Below are 18,442 nucleotides of genomic sequence, written 5' to 3' on the forward strand. Positions count from 1 at the left end.
GACTTGCCGTTGCCGTTGGCGCCGAGCAGCGCGATGCGGTCGTCCTGATCTATGCGCAGGTCGAGGCCGGTCAGGATGGGATGCGTTGGGTCATATCCGGAGGCAGCCTTCTCGATGCGGATCAGCGGGCTCGCGAGCGGCTTATCGGGGCTTGGCAGCGCGAAGGGGGCCACGCGGTCCTCCACCTGGTCGGCGATGGGCTGCATCTTGGCCAGGTACTTGACGCGGCTCTGCGCCTGCTTGGCCTTGGTTGCCTTGGCCTTGAAGCGGTCGATGAAGGCCTGGATGCGCCGGCGCTCGTCGTCCTGCTTCTTCTTGAGCTTGAGCTCAAGGCGCTGCCTGGCGCGGCGTGTCTCCTCGAAGTCGTCGTAGCCGCCCGTGTAGAGCGTGAGCTTGCCGCGGTCGAGGTGCAGGATGGCGCCCGCCGCGCGGTTCAGGAGGTCGCGGTCGTGGCTCACGATCAGGACCGTGTGAGGATAGCTCTTGAGGTAGCTTTCGAGCCAGAGCGTGCCCTCGAGGTCGAGGTAGTTGGTCGGCTCGTCGAGGAGCAGGATATCGGGCTCGAGAAAGAGCACGGCGCCGAGCGCGACGCGCATGCGCCAGCCGCCCGAGAAGGCGCGGCAGGGGCGCTGCTGGGCCTCCTCGTCGAAGCCGAGGCCCGCGAGGATGCTTGCGGCGCGCGCCGGAGCGGCGTGGGCACGCATGTCGGCGAGGCGGATCTGGATCTCGGCGATGCGGTGCGGGTCGGTCGCCGTCTCGGCCTCGGCGAGCAGGTCCGCGCGCTCGGTGTCGGTCGAGAGCACCCATTCGATCAGGCTTTCCTCGCCACCGGGTGCCTCCTGCGCGATGCGGCCGATGCGGGCGCCGCGCGGCACCGTGATGCTCCCCTGGTCGGCGTGGAGGTCGCCGGCGATCAGCTTCAGAAGCGTCGACTTGCCGGCGCCGTTGCGGCCGACGAGGCCGACCTTGTGCCCTTCGGGGATGGCGGCGGTCGCGTCCTCGAGGATCGGCCTGCCTTCGATGCGGTAGGTGAGGTCGTTGATGTGCAACATGGCTCGCAGGCGAATAGCCGCTCGGGCTCAGCTTGTCACGCGGGCGGTGAAGCAAGTGGCCCTGGGTCCCGGCTCTGCGCGGCTTCGCCGCTTGGCTGGGATGACACGCTGAGAGCTGTGCGCCGTTGTCATCCCGGCCGAGCGCAGGCGTAGCCTGCGGGAGAGCCGGACCCAGGGGCGATACGGGTGCGTTAGCCGGAGATGACGGGCTTCAGGGTCTCGAACAGCAGGCGCTCCTGCGTGTTGGGGTCCTGGATGGCGAGGTGGGCCGTGAACCAGTCCTTCAGCATGTTGCAGACGCGCGCGCGAGGCGCCTGGGCCAGCGCCTTGGGGTTGGCGAAGAGCTGCATGTCCGCCTGGGTCCAGCCGAGGCGGCCCAGCTCGCCGGCGAGGACGTCGTAGTCTGTCTTCACCGGTGCGGCGTGCTCGGAGGGCTGCTTACGGCCCTCGACGATGGCGCTGACGATGGCCACCACCTGGGCCTCGATCTCCGCGCTCTTGGCCGGGTCGTCGAGGCGCGCGACGATGGTCGGGCTACTCTCGCCCTTGGAGATGAAATCGTAGCAGCCGTCGCCGCTTTCCTGGGACAGCTGGTTCAAGTTGGCGAGAAAGGCGGCCGCCAGCTCCTTGTGGCGGACGGTCGAGGCGGCGAGCGCGTGCTTGGCATTCTCGCGACGCAGGGCGACAAGCTCCTCGATGAGATAACGCGTGATCTCCGGCTGCTCCTTGCGCGCGGCGGAGAGGCGCGCAACCTCGGCAACCCGCGCCTGATACCAGTCGGGGAACTCCTGCTTGACGGCCACCCACATGGTCCGGTTCTGCAGCTTGCGGTCGATCTCATCGGTCGTCGGCACGGCTGGGGCGGCCGCGGCCGGAGCCGCGGGGGATGGCTCTCCGGACGGCACGAGGTTGGCCGTCGTGGTTCCCGTCTGCACCGGAGCGCCGCTCTGCGTCTGGATGAAGCTCAGGATCTGGTCGGTGTACTGGCTGCTGAGCCAGAAGCCGGCGCCGGCCATCGCAACGAGGCCGGTTGCCACGAGGGCAAGCCTGCGGCCGCGCGAGGGAGCCGGCGGCGCGGGGTCGCGCAGCGGCGCGGTCATCTCGGAGGGCTTGCGGCTGTCGGTGGTGGCGCGCAGCGCAGGCGAGGGGCCGGCTGTCGGACCTGGTCCCGGTCCGGGTCCTGGTCCGGGCCTAGCTCCGCCAGCGGGAAAAGGGCCGGCCGTGCGCAGCGGCGGGTTGCCGAGCGGGCGCGTAGCCATCTGATCGGGACGCGTCGTCTCGCCCTGGGGTCGCCAGCTCTCCTGCCGCGACGGTCCCGGCGTATACGGAGCATGCGACTGGGGCGCGGGCGCGTTGGAGGCGGTCGCCTGCGGCGCGGCGGCTGGCTTCGGGGCTGCAGATGCGGGTGCCGTGGCGGCTGGCGGCGACGGCTCCTGTGCAGGAGAGGGTGCCGGCGCCGGCGCGATCTCCGGGACAACGGAGGCGGCGACGCGCCAGTCGGTGAAGCCCTGGCGCCAAACGAGGTCGGTCGGTTTCAGATGGGCGAGCTCGACGATCTTCTTGAGCTCGAGGTCCGACACGGGGCCGTGCTGTTTACCGTCCCGGGCGATGAACCACTGAATGTCTGTCTCTGAACCGCTCATACCCGCTCATACCATGAAGTGAGAAAGCCGGTCCAAGTCTTCACTTTGCCTTGAACCGCTTGTCGCAAGACGATCCCCCTTGGTCGTGTCCCCATTCCCCGGTCCGCGCTCGTCGCGGATCCCCATCCACAGAATGCCTTTGCGGCCCGGTGAAAATGCTTCGTTGGTCATGGACACCGGGCAGGGTGCCATGCAATTTGCGCACTTCGAGGTCTGATCAACATTGAATCCGGGCTTTTACAGGGCATTTCTTGCAGTTTGCGGGCCAGACCCGAGGGCTGCGTTAAGGCGCCGCCTTCTGGCGTGCCCGTGAGCGGCCTATAAGGCGCTCCGCCGCCGGCAAATTCCAAGGAAACGGGGAACCAAGAGAGCAATATGATGGCCATAGAGCGCACATTCTCAATCATCAAACCGGATGCGACGAAGCGCAATCTCACGGGCGAGATCAACGCCGTGATCGAGAAGGCTGGGCTGCGCATCGTCGCGCAGAAGCGCGTCAAATGGACCAAAGCGCAGGCTCAGGAGTTCTACGCCGAGCACAAGGAGCGGCCGTTCTTCAAGGAGCTGGTCTCCTTCATGACGTCGGAGCCGATCGTGCTGCAGGTGCTCGAGGGCGAGGACGCGGTGATCAAGTATCGCGAGATCATGGGCGCGACGGACCCGTCGGAAGCCAAGCGCGGGACCATCCGCAAGAGGTTCGCGCTCTCCAAGGGCGAGAACTCGGTGCACGGCTCGGACAGCTCGAAGTCGGCTGCCCGCGAGATCAAGCTCAACTTCACGGCCAAGGAGATCGTCGGCTGAGGCTGCGCACGGTCACACCACGAAAGCAAACGGGCCCCGCTGGGGCCCGTTTTTGTATGATCAGGATTTCTGACGGCGTAGATCAGCTGAGCTCCTGGACGCGGAAGAGCAGGCCGCCTCGCGGCGTCAGCGTCACGGTCGCGTTGATACCCGGCGGCTCGAGGCCCACGTACTCGGGGCGGAAGCGGCGCAGGAGGATCGACAGTGCCAGCGTGTTCTCCACCTGGCTCATGGCGCCGCCAATGCAGGAGCGCTTGCCGGCCCCGAACGGGATGTAGCTGTACTTCACCTGCTTGTGCGACTTGTCCATCCAGCGCTCGGGCATGAACGCCTCCGGGTCCTTCCAGAACTTCGGATTGTGGTGGGCACCGTAGCCGAACAGCACGATGCGGTCGCCAGGCTGGATCTCCTTGCCGGCGATGACGTCGGGCTGGGTAGCGACGCGGATCAGGCTCCACACCGGAGGGTAGAGGCGCATGGTCTCCTGGATGACGGAGCGGGTGTACTGCAGCGCCGAGTAGTCGGCCGCCGTCGGCTCGCGGTCGCCGCACACGGTCTCGCCCTCGCGGCGGATGCGCTCGGCGGCCTCGGGATGCGTGGCGGTCAGGTACATAGCCCAGGCCAGCGTCAGCGCCGTGGTCTCGGTGCCGGCCCAGAGATACTGCTTGATCTCGTCGATGGCCTGCTGCTGGTCGAATTCCGGAATCTTCGGGTCCGCGACCGCGGACTCGATCATCTTCAACAGCGTCTTCTCGCGCTCCTCGCGCGGGTCCGCCGCGAACACGGCGGGCGGCACGCTCCACCACGCCTCGACGGCCTTGGCGGTATCCTCTTCGCCGACCTCGAACAGGGCGTCGGCCTGGCGCTTCAGCCGGATGTCCTTATGGTTCGACACGTCCGTATAGGTCTTCACGCACTTGAACACGAAGTGCGGATTGAACGGCATGTCGCGGTCGAAGAGCGCCTTGCAGATCATGTCCGCGGCCAGCGTCCAGGTCTGCTCGACCATCTCGAAGGTCTCGCCGCTCCTGGCCAGCTCGCCCCAGTTGGCCATCTTGGTCTTGATGGCCTCGATGAAGTAGGGGATGTAGTCGCCGAACGCGCCCGGATGGAACGCCGGCTGCTGCGGCATGCGGATCTTCTGCCAGAGCGCGCCGTCGTGCGTGATCATGGACTTGCCGAAGATCGGCTTCAGCCCGTCGAAATACTTGATGTAGTTGTCGACCTTGGTCACGAGCACGTGCTTGAAGTACTCGGGCTCCGTGACCAGCACGACGCGCTGGTTGGCCATGTTGACGGGAATCACCGGCCCGTAGCGCTCCGCCATTTGCATGAGCAGGCGCATCGGGTTGTCCGGGTCCTTGAGCAGCGGCGAAAGGTTGAACCAGATGCTGCTCTCGTCGCCGAGGCCGAGGTTGGAATGTTGCTCAGTCGATTCTGCGGTCATGCAATAGTGTCTCCGGGGTGATCCGGTTAGGCCTACCGGTCCCGATTCATACGGAATGCCGTGCGAAGGCGATCTCGGCGGGCCCGTGAATACGTGTACGAGGGCGCTTCACTCGGCTACGGGCGCCTCTCCGGCGCGCCGCTTCTTTCATGAGCGGGCTCTTGCCGGTATGCCGCCCTACGTTCTGTGACTTACTCTAGCACGCGGGCACCGAGACCTTGGTGTTCCGGCGGTTACTGTTGGCGAGGTTTGAATAACGCAGTCTACGGCCTCGATTTTTCGACTGTCCATGCGGCAGCGTCGCTCAGCGACGTTTAGAGTCAACCAATCGCTGCCCCGGGAAGTTCAGTACCCGGCACGCGGGGGCCAGGGCGAGAAGAGCGCTTGCTCTTGGTTAACCCCAGCATTCTCAACAAGTTGCACGCTTACCACGTCCCCGGTCCACGCGGCTTGATCGCGCGCAACCCGGGCCAGGGCCGTGGGATAGAGCTTATGCTCAGCCGCGAGCACCCGATCGGCCAGCGTTTCCGGCGTGTCGTCCGGCAGCACGGGCACGGCCGCCTGGGCGATGATGGGGCCGCCGTCCATCTCGGGGGTGACGAAGTGGACTGTGCAACCTGAAATCCTGACGCCGGCGGCGAGTGCCTGCTCGTGCGTGTGCAGTCCCTTGAATGCGGGCAGCAGCGAGGGGTGGATGTTGATCATGCGGCCCTGCCAGCGCTCGACGAAGGGTGCGGTCATGAGGCGGAGGAATCCCGCAAGGGCGACCAAGTCTATGCGGGAGAGCTCGAGAACGCTCTGGAGCTGGCCTTCGAAGTGCTCGCGGCTTTCGTAGAGCTTGTGGTTGAGGGCGAGTGTCGCCAGCCCCTGTGCCTTGGCCCAGGCGAGACCCGGAGCCTCGGGACGGTTCGAGACCACGAGCGCGATCTCGGCCGGATAATCCGGCGCGCGCGCGGCCTCGACAAGCGCCTGCATGTTGGAGCCGCGGCCAGAGATGAGGACGGCGACGCGCTTCTTTCGAGCTTGGATCATGGCGCGGTGCATAGCATGGCGCGAGGCGGCGTTGCACGCGATCGTTGAAATGCGAGCCCGACGCCTTGCGGTGCCGGCTGCTTCCTTGCTGCAGGCTTTTTGAGGTGCGTCTGCGCGCGCCGCTTTGCCCGTGTGTTGGGCAGCTCAAGGCACGCGACGCGAGTCTTTGTTGTTGTCAAAGGTCTTGTCGGGGCGGCGCATGTTGCCGCCGAGGAGTCCGCATTCGCGACCTTTACGATGGGGAACGCCCGCCGTTTTCATCTGCTGTTCAGGTCGTGGCGCAAATCCTGCTTATCACCAGAGCTGCGTAAGGCGCTTCAGGCCGGCGAAGCCATAGCGCGATCGTTCTTACCTTGGAGAAGCACCTACACCGCATTGCCCTTTCGAAGGCGGGAGAAGCAATGAAGCGTCGCACGTTCTTGACCTCCGGGCTTTCCGCGCTTGCGCTGATGCGGGCTCCAGAGACGGTGCGCGCGGCCGTTCCGTTCTCGGGCCCCGATCAGGCGTCGTCATCCGGCAATCAGACCGCCGCACGCGTGCGGGAACTTGCACGCGAGCTTTCGCGGCGCCGGTTCGCGGCGCCGGCCGAGCGTGCTCCCGGTGCGCTTCAGGACCTCGACTATGACCAATATCGCGAGTTGCGGTTCCGCTCGGAGAAGGCGCTCTGGCACAACGAGGACCTGGGCTTCGAGATTCAGCTCTTTCCGGCGGCCTACATCTTCCGCTCGCCGGTTTCGATCTTCCTGGTCGAGCGCGGGCGCAGCCGGCGGCTCAAGCCCAACGCGTCGTTCTTCGACTTCGGTCCGTACAAGGGACGGATTCCGCGCGGGGCCCAGATCGATTTCTCGGGCTTCCGCATCCATGCGCCGATCAACAGGCGCGACCACCACGACGAGTTCCTGGTGTTCCAGGGCGCCAGCTACTTCCGTGGGCTCGGCAAGGACCATCGCTATGGTCTGTCGGCGCGCGGACTTGCGCTTCATACAGCGGGCGCGGAGGCGGAGGAGTTTCCGTTCTTCCGGAGCTTCTGGATCGAGCGTCCCGACACGCCACAGTCCATAACGGTGCATGCGCTGCTCGACAGTCCGTCCGTCACCGGCGCCTACACGTTCGTGATCCGGCCCGGCCGCGAGACACTCATGGACATCACGTCCGTGCTCTTTCCCCGGCGTGATCTCACCAACGTCGGCATCGCGCCCTTGACCAGCATGTTCCTCAAGGCGGCGCACGATCCGCACGGTCCGCTCGATTTCCGTCCCTCGGTGCACGATTCGGACGGGCTCGCGGTCTGGAACGGGCGCGATGAGCGGCTGTGGCGTCCGCTGCTTAGCCCGTCCACGTTCCAGGTGAGCGCGTTCGTCGACCACAATCCGCGCGGATTCGGCCTCATCCAGCGCGAGCGGCGCTTCGACGACTACCAAGACCTCGAGGCCTTCTCCGAGCTTCGGCCGAGCGCATGGGTCACTCCGGGAGAAGGCTGGGGCGCGGGCTCGGTCGAGCTGGTCGAGATCCCGACCGATGTCGAGTACGAGGACAATATCGTCGCCTACTGGCGCCCCGACGCGCCGCTGCGCGCGGGCGGCAGCTACAGCTTCTCCTATCGGCTCGCATGGTGCGACGACGTGCCTGCCTCGAGCCGCATGCGTGTTCGCGACACCCGCGTCGGCGCGGGCTCGGGTCCGGGCGCGATCCGTTTCGTCGTCGACTTCGCGGACAACCGCGCGCTGGAGCGGCTCGCCGACAGTGCCACGATCCTGCGCGATGCGTCGCCGACAGCGTTCTTCGAGGCGGACCTCACGGCCAGTGCCGGGACGTTGCGCGGGCCGTACGTCCAGCCCAATCCGCATCTGCCCGGCACGCGTGTCGTGTTCGAGCTCGATCCCGGACAGGAGCGCGTTGTCGAGATGCGGCTCGCGCTCAGCGCACAAGGAGAGCCGATGTCCGAGACCTGGCTCTACCGCTGGTGTGCCTGACGAGGGAGGACGCTACGCTCCGAACTTCAGCGCGCCTTCGTAGGTCACTGCCCAAGCGTCGCCCTTGCCTTTGGCGGAGCTGCGCTCGCCGGATGGTGGCGTGATCTCGCCGATGACGACCGGGGCTTCGCCCCACTCCTGCAGAAGGCGCACGAGGCCGTCGGCGCCGTCCCTGGCGACGACGGCGACCATGCCGATGCCGCAGTTGAAGGTGCGCAGCATCTCGGCGTCAGGCAGGCGGCCGACCTTTGCGAGCCAGTCGAACACGGGCTGCGCGCGCCAGCTCGTGAGGTCGACGGTGGCGGCGACGGTCGGCGGCAGCACCCGCGGCAGGTTCTCCGACAGACCGCCGCCCGTGATGTGGGCGAGCGCCTTGATCGGCCCGTCGGTGGCGCCGCCGGCTGCTTCCAGCGCCGCCAGCACCGGCTTCACGTAGATGCGGGTCGGCGTCAGCAGGGCCTCGGCGAGCGTCGTCTCGGGCGCGAAGGGGGCCGGCGCGTCCCAGCCCAGCTTCTCCTCGGCGGCGAGGCGCCGCACGAGCGAATAGCCGTTGGAATGCACGCCGGAGGACGGGAGCCCGATAATGAGATCGCCGATTGTGACGTCCGGGCGCGGCAGGATCTCGCCGCGCTCGACGGCGCCGACCGCAAAGCCCGCAAGGTCGTAGTCGGCGCCCTGATAGTGGCCCGGCATCTCGGCCGTCTCGCCGCCGATCAGGGCGCAGCCGGCCTGCCGGCAGCCCTCGCCTATCCCTGAGACGACGGCGGTGGCGGTCGCCACATCAAGCTTGCCGACGGCAAAATAGTCGAGGAAGAACAGCGGCTCGGCGCCCTGCACGACGAGGTCGTTGACGCACATGGCGACAAGGTCGATGCCGATGGTCGCGTGGCGGCCGGTGTCGATGGCGATGCGGAGCTTGGTGCCCACGCCGTCGTTGGCGGCGACGAGCACCGGGTCGCGGAAGCCGGCGCGCTTCAGATCGAAAAGGCCGCCGAAGCCGCCGAGGTCGGCGTCGGCGCCTGCGCGCTGCGTCGACCGCGCGACGCCCTTGATCGCCTCGACGAGCGCGTTTCCGGCGTCTATGTCTACGCCGGACTCACGATAGGTGATGGGCTTGGCTGAACCGTCCGCTTTCTGGCTCATAGGTCCTCGGAGCTGCCGGCGCAGGTTGGGGTCGATCCTACTTTCGCCCGAATGTGCACCGGAGATGGGGCCTCCTACCAGCTCGAACGCGGGTCGGCAACGGACAAGGGCGTGGCCCGGTATGAAATGCGCTGGAAGGTGAACTTGACCGCTCGACCCCTCATTCTGCCGCTCGTGCTCGCCGGGGTGCTGGCTCTGTCTGGTGTCGCCGTGGCTGCCGGCGGCAAGGTCTATACGGTTGCCAACTATCCGGTGGAGGCGACCGCGAAGGACGCGGTGGCGGCCAAGGAGAAGGCCCACGCCGACGGCCAGCAGGCGGCGCTCGGTGCGCTGCTCAAGCGCCTCGTGCCGGTGACGGCCTACAACCGCCTCGATCACCTGAAGTCGGTGCGGGCCGCCAACTTCATCGACGGTGTGGCCGTGCGCTCGGAGACCAACTCGCGCACGCAGTACATCGCGAGCCTCGATTTTTCGTTCCAGCCCGACGCCGTGCGCGATCTTCTCCATCGCGAGGGGGTGCCGTTCGTGGAGGAGCAGGCGCCGCGCATGGTTCTGGTGCCGGTGACGGCGGAAGGTGCAGAGGGCGCCGTCCGCTACAGTGCGGCAAGCGGACCGTGGGCGCAGGTCTGGAAGGGCCTCGACCTCGACAACACGCTGACGCCGCTCAGGATCGAGCCGCTGCTGCCCGTCATCCACCAGGACGCCGTCGTCGCCGCGCTCAACGGTGATGATGCCGTGGAGCGGATCCTGACCGGCGAATACAAGGCCGATTTCGTGCTACTCGCCGTCGCGGAGGTCGACAAAGCGGGCGGGACGCTCAACGTCACGCTGGCCGGCATCGATCCTGCCGGCCTCGTCTCGTGGCGGCGCGCCTACCGGATCGCGGACGGCGACGTTGGATACGCGATGGAGCTTGCCGCCGTCGTCACGCAGGGTGTGCTCGAGGGCCGCTGGAAGGTCGCCAAGGCCGAGGAGGGCCAGGGCGGTGGCGGCGGGTTCGCCGGCGGAGGAGGCGAGGTGCACCGCGCCGTCGAGTTCTCGAGCCTCGGGGAATGGAACGATCTGCGCGGCCAGATCCTGGACATGCCGGGGATCGACGACGTGCGCATCGGTGCCGTGTCGGCGCGCTCGGCGGAGGTCTCGGTGCGCTATCCCGGCGGCGCGCAGGGGCTCGCGGCGGCCTTTGCCCAGCGGGGGCTCGTGCTGAGCGATGGCGGAGGGTTCTGGACCCTGCGCTCGGGCTACTAACCATACGGGCGCTTGCAGCCACAAAAAACTGTTCTAGATCAAAGCCCCACGTCCGGGTTTCGCCGTAAAATGATCTATTCGCCGCCAAACGGGCCGGGATACACTGCACTATGGTCGTTTTTCGCGTTTCGGGCCCCCCGCACTTGAATATCCCGAACCTCATCACGCTCGGACGGGTCATTCTGGTGCCCGTCGTGTTCTGGCTCCTCGTCTCGGGGCAGACTCAGCTTGCCTTCTTCGCGTTCGTGCTGGCCGGTATCTCGGACGCTGTGGACGGGTTCATCGCCAAGCGTTTCGGGCTTTCCACTGAGCTCGGCGCCTACCTCGACCCGCTGGCCGACAAGCTGCTCATCGTCTCCATCTTCGTGGCGCTCGGCGTCATGGGCGCGCTGCCTTCGTGGCTCGTGATCGCGGTGGTCTCGCGCGATATCCTGATCGTGCTCGGCGTCATGCTCTCCTGGCTGCTCGACCAGCCGGTGCGCATCCGGCCGCTCATCGTCAGCAAGGCCAATACGCTGGCGCAGATCGTGCTCGCGGCGACCGTGCTCGCCGACGACGGATTCAAGCTCGGCCTCGAGGGCCTGCGCATCGCCCTGGTGTGGATTGTGGGCGTGCTCACCATTGCCTCGCTTGCGGCGTATCTGCGCGCTTGGCTTCGCCACATGTCTGGGTAAAAGTCCCCGCTGGCGGCGGCATCTGGGCCGCCGTCGGCCGATCGGAGACGAGGATGCGCGCGGAGCGGCAGGTATTGTTCTGGGTGACGGCGGCCGCGCTGCTCATCCTCACAATCGCGGTTCTCAAGGAGATCCTGCTGCCCTTCATTGCCGGAATCGCCATCGCCTATTTTCTGAGCCCGCTTGCGGACCGCCTCGTGGCGCTGGGCCTCAACCGCATTGTTGCCTCGCTTCTGATCGTGGCGACGCTGGCGGTGCTCGTCATCGCGGGGCTGGTGCTGGTGGTACCCGTGATCCTCACGCAGGCGCAGGATCTCGCGGCGGCGCTGCCGGGCGAAATCGCGCGCATCCGCGAGGTGGTCGAGACCTGGGCGCGGGAGCGACTCGGTCCCGGCTTCAGCAACGGGCTCAACGGGCAGATCGACAAGGCCTCCGACGCCTTGACGCAGAACTGGGCGAGCCTCGCCGGCTGGGCTGCGACCTCGATCTGGAGCCGGAGCCTTGCCATCGTGAACTTCCTGGCGCTGCTGCTCGTGACGCCGCTCGTCGTCTTCTATCTGCTGATCGATTGGCACCCGATGCTGGAAAAGGTCGACGGATGGCTGCCAAGGGGACATGCAGCCTCGATCCGCACGCTCGCGTCCGACATGAACGATGCGGTCGCCGCCTTCGTGCGCGGCCAGGGCACGGTGTGCCTCATTCTCGGCGCCTACTATGCCGTGGCGCTGTCGCTTATCGGGCTCAACTACGGGCTTTTGATCGGCCTCGCGACGGGGCTCATGGCGTTTGTGCCGTTCGTCGGCTGGGCGCTGGGCTTCATCACCGCGACCGCCGTGGCCGTGATCCAGTTCTGGCCGGAGATGGTGCCGATCCTGCTCGTGATCGGGGTGTTCCTGGCTGCCCAGGCGATCGATGCCGGCTTTCTCAGTCCGACCATCGTGGGATCGAAGATCGGGCTGCATCCGGTGTGGCTCATCTTCGCGCTGTTCGTGTTCAGCTACCTGTTCGGAATCGTGGGGACGCTGGTCGCGGTGCCGCTTGCCGCGGCGCTCGGCGTCGTGATCCGCTTCGCGCTCGACGTCTATCTCAAGAGCCCGGTGTACCAGGGTGCGCCTTCCGCCGTGACCTCGCCCGGGACGCAGCCATGACGCTTCGTACCAAAGCCGAGCCCGAGCAACTCGTCCTCTCGCTGTCGCATCGTCAGGCGCAGGAGGCGGAGGACTTCCTGGTCAGCCGCTCCAACGCGGCGGCGGTGGAGCTTGTCGACGGATGGCCGGACTGGCCGCATCCGGCCGCGCTGGTCGTCGGACCGGCCGGCTCCGGCAAGAGCCACCTCGCCAACGTGTGGCGGCTCCGCTCAGGCGCCGAGCTTGTTGCGGCGGCCAAGCTCGACGAGACGGCCGTCGGCGTATTCGAGGCGCGGCGTGCGCTCGTGGTGGAGGATATCGACAGAGGCGTCGGCAGCGAGCAGGTGCTGTTCCACCTCCTCAACCTCGCGCGCGAGACGCGGGGCTCGATCCTGCTCACGTCGCGGGCGGCGCCCGGCGAGATCGAGATCGCGTTGCCGGATCTCAGGTCGCGGCTCCGCGCCATTCCGCCGGTCAGGATCGAGACACCGGACGAAGCGCTCATGCGCTCCGTGCTGGTGAAGCTGTTCTCGGACCGGCAGCTCGCGGTCGAGCCGCACGTGGTGAGCTACCTCGCGCTGCACATGGACCGGTCGATGGACATGGCGCTCGGCGTGGTGGCGGCATGCGACCGGCTTTCGCTCGCCATGCAGCGCAAGGTGACGCGCGCGGTGGCCGCCGCTGCGCTCGCCAGCGTGGCTGAGAACGGGGACGACGATCCGCCGGATGTGAACGACGGGGACGCAGGCTAAACTGTCACAATGATGTTGCAATAAAGACGGCCATTCATGGAACGGACCGATTTCAGGACAAACGACATGGCCTCGGCAAAAGGTAAGCTCAAGACGGACGTGCGCGCGGCCCCCGTGACGCCCGTGCCCGATGGACCCGAGCGCTTCTACAACCGCGAGCTCTCCTGGCTGCAGTTCAATCGGCGTGTGCTCGAGGAGGCGCAGAACAAGCAGCATCCGGTGCTGGAGCGGCTGCGGTTCCTCTCGATCTCGGCGTCGAACCTCGACGAGTTCTACATGGTGCGCGCGGCCGGCATCTACGGCCAGATCGCGGCCGGCGTCACGACGCCGTCGCAGGACGGGTTCACGCCCAAGCAGCAGCTCGCCGAGATCAACCGTTTCGCTGCCAAGCTGGTGGCCGAGAAGCAGACCTGCTGGAACGAGATCAAGGCCGACATGGCTGCGGCCGGCATCGAGATTGTCGATCCGGACAAGCTCACCAAGCCGGAGAAGACCTGGCTCGGGCAGATGTTCATGAGCCACGTGTTCCCGATCCTGACGCCGATCGCCGTCGATCCGGCGCACCCGTTCCCGTTCATCCCCAACCTCGGCCTGACCATGGTCGTGTGGATGCAGAGGAAGAGCGACGCCAAGGCCATGAGCGGGCTCATTCCCATTCCGGCCCAGCTCGAGCGCTTCATCCGGCTGCGCGGGGACGACGCGGCCAAGAACGGCGTGCTGCGCTTTATTCAGCTCGAGGGGCTGATCGGCCTCTTCATCTCGGAGCTGTTTCCGGGCTTCGACGTCAAGAGCCAGGGCGCGTTCCGGGTGCTGCGCGACAGCGACGTCGAGCTGCAGGAGGAAGCCGAGGATCTGGTGCGCTCGTTCGAGACGCTCTTGAAGCGCCGGCGCCGCGGCCACGTGATCCGGCTCGAGCTCGATGCCCGCATGCCCGACCGACTGCAGAAATTTGTGATCGACGAGCTCGAGGTGGGCGAGGAGTCGGTGTTCCTCAAGGAAGGGCTGCTCGGCCTCGCAGACACGGCGCAGCTCATCGTCGCCGACCGGCCGGACCTCGTGTTCAAGGTCTACAATCCACGTTTCCCGGAGCGTATCCGCGAGTTCAACGGTGATTGCTTCGCAGCCATCAGCAAGAAGGACATCATCGTCCACCATCCCTACGAGAGCTTCGATGTGGTGGTGCAGTTCCTGCGCCAGGCGGTGGCGGACCCGAACGTCATGGCCATCAAGTGGACGCTCTACCGCACCGGGCGCGACAGCCCGATCGTGCAGGCGCTCAAGGAGGCGGTGGAGGCCGGAAAGTCGGTGACGGCCGTCGTGGAGCTGAAGGCCCGCTTCGACGAGGCGGCCAACATCCGCTGGGCGCGCGACCTCGAAAAGGTCGGCGTGCACGTCGTCTACGGGTTCATCGAGCTCAAGACGCACGCCAAGCTCGGCCAGATCGTGCGGCGCGAGGGCTCCGACCTCGTCACCTACTGCCACATCGGCACCGGCAACTATCACGTGCAGACGGCGCGCATCTATACGGATCTCTCGCTGTTCACGACGGATCCCTCCATTGCGCGCGACGTGACGCGGATCCTGAACTTCGTCACCGGATACGGCGAGCCGGCCGAGCTCGAGAGCATGGCCGCGAGCCCGCACGGCATTCGCCGGCGCATCCTCGACCACATCCAGCGTGAGATCGCACACGTGAAGGCCGGTCGTCCCGGCGCCATCTGGATGAAGATGAACTCGCTAGTTGATGGGCAGATCATCGACGCGCTCTACGAGGCCAGTCAGGCCGGCGTCGAGGTCGACCTCGTGGTGCGCGGCGTGTGCTGCTTGAGGCCCGGCGTTCCGGGGCTATCGGAGAACATTCGCGTCAAGAGCATCATCGGGCGTTTCCTCGAGCACGCGCGCATCTACTGCTTCGGCGAGGGGGAGGGTCTGCCGTCGCCGAAGGCCGCCGTGTACATCAGCTCCGCCGACATGATGCCCCGCAACCTCGACCGGCGCGTGGAGGCGATGGTGCCGATCAAGAACGCCACCGTTCAAGAGCAGGTGCTCGACCAGATCATGGTGGCGAACCTCAAGGACAACCAGCAGAGCTGGGAGATCAAAGGGGACGGGTCGTCGTCGCGCATCGCGCCCGCCGCCGGCGAGGCGCCGTTCAACGCGCACAGCTACTTCATGACTAACCCGTCGCTCTCGGGACGCGGCCAGGCGCTCAAGGAACATTTTCCGCCGCGGTTCGACTTCGTGCAGAAAGACTAGGCCGTGTGGACAGTTGTCCGGCCACAGGGCTTGTTGCATCATTCCAAGCACGTTGCTTCGTCGCACGAGGATCCTGCTGGCATAGCGATCGTGGAAACTTGCGTGGATCCCGACCTACGTCGGGATGACGTCTGTTGTGTGGGTGCCGCCTGCCCCCTCACAACGTCATCCCGACGTAGGTCGGGATCCACGCAAGTTTCCGCTTGCCCAACGTCGGATGCCGGACACTGAACCTATCCCGGACGGGCTTGTGACCTGGCAATCCCAAGTGTCCATGCGGCCTAGAGCGTGCGATTACACAGCTCGCTGTCAGGGCGGTCGCGTAAAAAAAGAATCGGTAAATCAGTGGTTTGTTTGTGCGGTTCCGATCCGAGGCCGGTTCGGTGCCTGCCCGCAACTGATAGCGGATTTCTTGATAGTCGCACTAGACCCGGGCCTTGCCAGACCCTATCAGGGTGTCGCGCGGATTGCGCCCTAAATGCATGATTCAGAGCGTGATTCACCTTTCCTTGTTTCCCAGCGGAAACGCGCATTTCCAGGCAGGTCGCGGTGAGCTTGACGCAGGTGTTCGGCGGGCGCGCTAAAGCAACGGAGCTTGAGCCCCTCGGCGTGATCGACATCGGGTCCAACTCGGTGCGGCTCGTCGTGTACGAGGGCGCGGTCAGGGCCGCGCTGCCGATCTTCAACGAGAAGGTGCTGGCCGGCCTCGGCAAGGCGGTTGCCTCGACGGGCCACCTCGGCGAGGAGAGCGTCGAGCGGGCGCTCGAGGCGTTGCGCCGCTTCCGGGCCATTGCACGCATCCTCAAGGTCAAGAACCTACGCGTGCTGGCGACGGCGGCGGTGCGCGAGGCCGAGGACGGGCGGGGCTTCATCCAGAGGGCCGAGAAGGTGGTCGGCACCCGCATCGAGGTGCTCTCCGGCGCCAAGGAGGCCCAACTCGCCGCCTACGGGATCCGGATGGGGTTCATGGGTGCGGACGGTCTGGCGGGCGATCTCGGCGGCGGCAGCCTCGAGCTGATCGACATCTACAAGGACCGCCTCAACGACGCGGCCACACTGCCGCTCGGCGGGCTGCGTCTCATCGACCAGACGGGCAACAAGATCGACCGTGCGCTGCCGGTCGTTGACGACGCGGTGGCGCAGGTCAACTGGCTCACCAACGGGCGGGGGCGTCCATTCTACGCTGTGGGCGGTACATGGCGCGCGCTCGCGAAGCTGCATATGGAGCAGACCAACTACCCGCTGCGCGTCATGCACGGCTACGTGATCCCGACGCGGGAGGCGATCGAGTTCTGCCAGTTCGTGCGACGGGCCAAGAAGATCTCGGCGTTGCCGGGCATGGACGACGTGGCGCGCGCGCGGCGCGATGTGGTGCCCTACGGCGCGCTCGTGCTCGAGCGCGTGCTCGAGGCGCTGGCGCCGTCCGAGGTCGTGTTCTCGGTTTTCGGCATCCGCGAGGGGCTGCTGTTCAGCCTGATGCCGCCCCATGAGCAGGCGAAAGACCCCCTGCTCTGCTTCTGCGAGGACTACGCGCGCCAGCGATCGCGGTCCGTCGTTCATGCGCGGGAATTGTGCACGTGGACGGACGCCCTGTTCGATGGAAACGGACCCAAGGAGACGGACGAGGAACGACGCCTCAGGTATGCCGCCTGTCTGCTCTCGGATATCGGCTGGCGGGCTCACCCCGACTACCGCGGGGAGCAGAGCCTTAACGTCGTCGCGCATGCCGGGCTGTCCGGGATCGACCATCCCGGGCGCATTTTTCTCGCGCTTGCGGTCTACTATCGCCATGCGGGCGCCGACGACGGGAAGGGCGACGATTTCTCGGCCCGCCTCAAGCTCGTGGTCAGCAAGCGGGCGCAGAAGCGGGCCCGCATTATCGGCGCGGCCATCCGCGCGGCCCATATGCTCTCGATCGGCATGCCGGGGGTCATCGACGAGACGCGGCTTTCCTACGAGGGGACCAAGCTCGTGCTCAGCATTCCCAGAGCCTACGTGGCCCTCGACGGGGAGCGGCTCAGACGGCGTTTCGGGATGCTCGCGGAGCTGCTTGCGCGCGAGGCGGAAATCCGACTGGCGACCTGAGGCGTATGAGCACGGGCGCTATTCTTTGATCTGGCATCGGCCTTGCGATATCCCGTATCTATCGAGGCCGTGGCAGATCGCCGACTGTCCGGACGACGATTGCCGCCTTCCATGTCCTGTCATCGCTCTCGCGTGATCATGCCCATGCCCTCCAGGATGCCGTCCCGCCATGGCCGATGACCCTTATGAAATCCTTGGCGTGCCGCATAGCGCGACGGACGACCAGATCAGGAAAGCCTATCTCAAGCTCGTCAAGGAGCTGCATCCCGACGTCAATCCGTCGAAGACGGCGGAGGAGCGATTCAAGAAGGTGACAGCCGCCCACGACATTATCGGCGATCCGGAGCGCCGGCGGCAGTACGACACCGGCGAGATCGACGCCTCGGGCGAGCCGCGCCGTCCCACCTGGCGCACGCAGGGGGCAGGCGCCGGTGCAGGTGCGCGGGGACGCAGCGGGCCGATCTTCGAGGACTTCGGTGACATGTTCTCGGACATCTTCTCGGGTGCCGGGCGTGGTGGAGGGCGGGGCGGATTCTCCATGCGTGGGCGCGACGTGCGCTACACGCTCGACGTGGACTTCATCGAGGCCGTGCAGGGCGCCAAGAAGCGGGTGACGCTGACCGACAACGGCGTGCTCGATCTCACCGTGCCCGAGGGCGTTGCCGACGGGCAGGTGCTGCGCCTGCGCGGGCGTGGCGAGCCCGGCGTTGCGGGCGGGGAGTCGGGCGATGCGCTGGTCGAGATCCGCGTGCGGGCGCACCGCGAGTTCCGCCGCGAGGGCGACGACATCCTGGTCGAGGTGCCGATCACGATCGACGAGGCGGTGCTCGGCGGCAAGGTCGAGGTGCCGACAGTCGGAGGCCGGGTGCAGCTCACCATCCCCAAAGGCACGAGCTCTGGGCAGGTGCTGCGGCTCAAGGGCAAGGGCGTGCGCAACGCCACGACCGGAGCGACCGGCGACGAGCTGGTGACGGTCCGAATCGTGCTGCCGGAGACGATCGACGACACCCTCTCCTACTTCCTTTCGGAGTGGCGCCAGAAGCACCGCTACGACCCGCGGAAGTAGGGCGGCCGCACGAAGCTTGTCCCCCTGTCGTCCCGGCCGAGCGCAGGCGTAAGCAGGAGCGTGTTGGGAGATGTTTCTATCCGTGGCCCTCTGGGTCCCGGCTCTGCGCGGCGCCGCTTCGCGACGCCACTCGGCCGGGATGA

The 18,442-nt window shown here is 66.6% G+C and carries 14 protein-coding genes; 9 read left to right on the forward strand and 5 right to left on the reverse strand.

The genetic code is table 11. The annotated features are described in order from the left end of the window. Together IT540_RS16105 and IT540_RS16110 are read right to left on the reverse strand one after the other, a co-directional pair. The coding region (locus IT540_RS16105; protein ID WP_291180194.1) for an ABC-F family ATP-binding cassette domain-containing protein at positions 1-1,052 on the reverse strand (1,052 nt) is incomplete at its 3' end. Between the two features lie 191 nt (positions 1,053-1,243). Further along, entirely contained in the window at positions 1,244-2,695 is a 1,452-nt protein-coding gene (locus IT540_RS16110; protein WP_291180197.1) for a DUF4339 domain-containing protein, read from the reverse strand. 378 nt (positions 2,696-3,073) lie between these two features. Between IT540_RS16110 and ndk the strand changes: the two genes are divergently transcribed. Continuing rightward, complete coding sequence (gene ndk / locus IT540_RS16115; protein WP_291180375.1) at positions 3,074-3,496, forward strand: nucleoside-diphosphate kinase; 423 nt, start codon at positions 3,074-3,076, stop codon at positions 3,494-3,496. Positions 3,497-3,578: 82 nt separating this feature from the next. On the opposite strand, the gene IT540_RS16120 is transcribed toward ndk, so the two are convergent. Both IT540_RS16120 and purN read right to left on the reverse strand, forming a co-directional pair. Next, positions 3,579-4,943, reverse strand: coding sequence for a cytochrome P450 (locus IT540_RS16120; RefSeq protein WP_291180200.1), 1,365 nt, complete (start codon positions 4,941-4,943; stop codon positions 3,579-3,581). Between the two features lie 345 nt (positions 4,944-5,288). Further along, entirely contained in the window at positions 5,289-5,975 is a 687-nt protein-coding gene (purN, locus tag IT540_RS16125) for a phosphoribosylglycinamide formyltransferase (RefSeq protein ID WP_291180203.1), read from the reverse strand. A 401-nt stretch (positions 5,976-6,376) separates the two neighbouring features. On the opposite strand from purN, the gene IT540_RS16130 reads away from it, so the two are divergent. Next, positions 6,377-7,948 (forward strand): glucan biosynthesis protein G, encoded by a 1,572-nt coding sequence (locus IT540_RS16130; RefSeq protein ID WP_291180206.1) that lies wholly within the window; start codon positions 6,377-6,379, stop codon positions 7,946-7,948. A gap of 12 nt (positions 7,949-7,960) precedes the next feature. On the opposite strand, the gene purM is transcribed toward IT540_RS16130, so the two are convergent. Then, positions 7,961-9,091: a phosphoribosylformylglycinamidine cyclo-ligase gene (gene purM, locus IT540_RS16135; protein ID WP_291180209.1), complete on the reverse strand. Its 1,131-nt coding sequence runs from the start codon at positions 9,089-9,091 to the stop codon at positions 7,961-7,963. A 144-nt stretch (positions 9,092-9,235) separates the two neighbouring features. On the opposite strand from purM, the gene IT540_RS16140 reads away from it, so the two are divergent. From IT540_RS16140 to IT540_RS16170, 7 genes are all read left to right on the forward strand, one after another. After that, positions 9,236-10,339, forward strand: coding sequence for a DUF2066 domain-containing protein (locus IT540_RS16140; protein WP_291180212.1), 1,104 nt, complete (start codon positions 9,236-9,238; stop codon positions 10,337-10,339). Between the two features lie 143 nt (positions 10,340-10,482). Continuing rightward, positions 10,483-11,013, forward strand: a complete 531-nt coding sequence (locus tag IT540_RS16145) for a CDP-alcohol phosphatidyltransferase family protein (RefSeq protein ID WP_291180378.1) — start codon at positions 10,483-10,485, stop codon at positions 11,011-11,013. 53 nt (positions 11,014-11,066) lie between these two features. Next, the gene (locus IT540_RS16150) at positions 11,067-12,161 is read left to right on the forward strand and encodes an AI-2E family transporter (protein ID WP_291180215.1); all 1,095 of its coding nucleotides are present in this window, start codon (positions 11,067-11,069) and stop codon (positions 12,159-12,161) included. Further along, complete coding sequence (locus tag IT540_RS16155; RefSeq protein WP_291180217.1) at positions 12,158-12,892, forward strand: DnaA/Hda family protein; 735 nt, start codon at positions 12,158-12,160, stop codon at positions 12,890-12,892. Before IT540_RS16150 ends, IT540_RS16155 begins: the two co-directional genes overlap by 4 nt. A gap of 66 nt (positions 12,893-12,958) precedes the next feature. Further along, positions 12,959-15,148, forward strand: a complete 2,190-nt coding sequence (locus tag IT540_RS16160; RefSeq protein WP_291180381.1) for an RNA degradosome polyphosphate kinase — start codon at positions 12,959-12,961, stop codon at positions 15,146-15,148. Between the two features lie 549 nt (positions 15,149-15,697). Next, entirely contained in the window at positions 15,698-17,233 is a 1,536-nt protein-coding gene (locus tag IT540_RS16165) for a Ppx/GppA phosphatase family protein (protein WP_291180220.1), read from the forward strand. Positions 17,234-17,402: 169 nt separating this feature from the next. Continuing rightward, entirely contained in the window at positions 17,403-18,299 is an 897-nt protein-coding gene (locus tag IT540_RS16170; RefSeq protein WP_291180223.1) for a DnaJ C-terminal domain-containing protein, read from the forward strand. Positions 18,300-18,442: the final 143 nt, after the last annotated feature.

Origin of the sequence: Hyphomicrobium sp. (genome assembly GCF_020852195.1) — a bacterium.
Lineage (GTDB): Bacteria > Pseudomonadota > Alphaproteobacteria > Rhizobiales > Hyphomicrobiaceae > Hyphomicrobium_C.

Bases quoted from the DNA above. Each gene is read 5' to 3' on its own strand.
- IT540_RS16120 (WP_291180200.1), bottom strand. From the start codon at position 4,943: ATGACCGCAGAATCGACTGAGCAACATTCCAACCTCGGCCTCGGCGAC.
- IT540_RS16110 (WP_291180197.1), bottom strand. From the start codon at position 2,695: ATGAGCGGTTCAGAGACAGACATTCAGTGGTTCATCGCCCGGGACGGT.
- purM (WP_291180209.1), bottom strand. From the start codon at position 9,091: ATGAGCCAGAAAGCGGACGGTTCAGCCAAGCCCATCACCTATCGTGAG.
- IT540_RS16170 (WP_291180223.1), top strand. From the start codon at position 17,403: ATGGCCGATGACCCTTATGAAATCCTTGGCGTGCCGCATAGCGCGACG.
- purN (WP_291180203.1), bottom strand. From the start codon at position 5,975: ATGATCCAAGCTCGAAAGAAGCGCGTCGCCGTCCTCATCTCTGGCCGC.
- IT540_RS16150 (WP_291180215.1), top strand. From the start codon at position 11,067: ATGCGCGCGGAGCGGCAGGTATTGTTCTGGGTGACGGCGGCCGCGCTG.
- ndk (WP_291180375.1), top strand. From the start codon at position 3,074: ATGGCCATAGAGCGCACATTCTCAATCATCAAACCGGATGCGACGAAG.
- IT540_RS16155 (WP_291180217.1), top strand. From the start codon at position 12,158: ATGACGCTTCGTACCAAAGCCGAGCCCGAGCAACTCGTCCTCTCGCTG.
- IT540_RS16130 (WP_291180206.1), top strand. From the start codon at position 6,377: ATGAAGCGTCGCACGTTCTTGACCTCCGGGCTTTCCGCGCTTGCGCTG.
- IT540_RS16160 (WP_291180381.1), top strand. From the start codon at position 12,959: ATGGCCTCGGCAAAAGGTAAGCTCAAGACGGACGTGCGCGCGGCCCCC.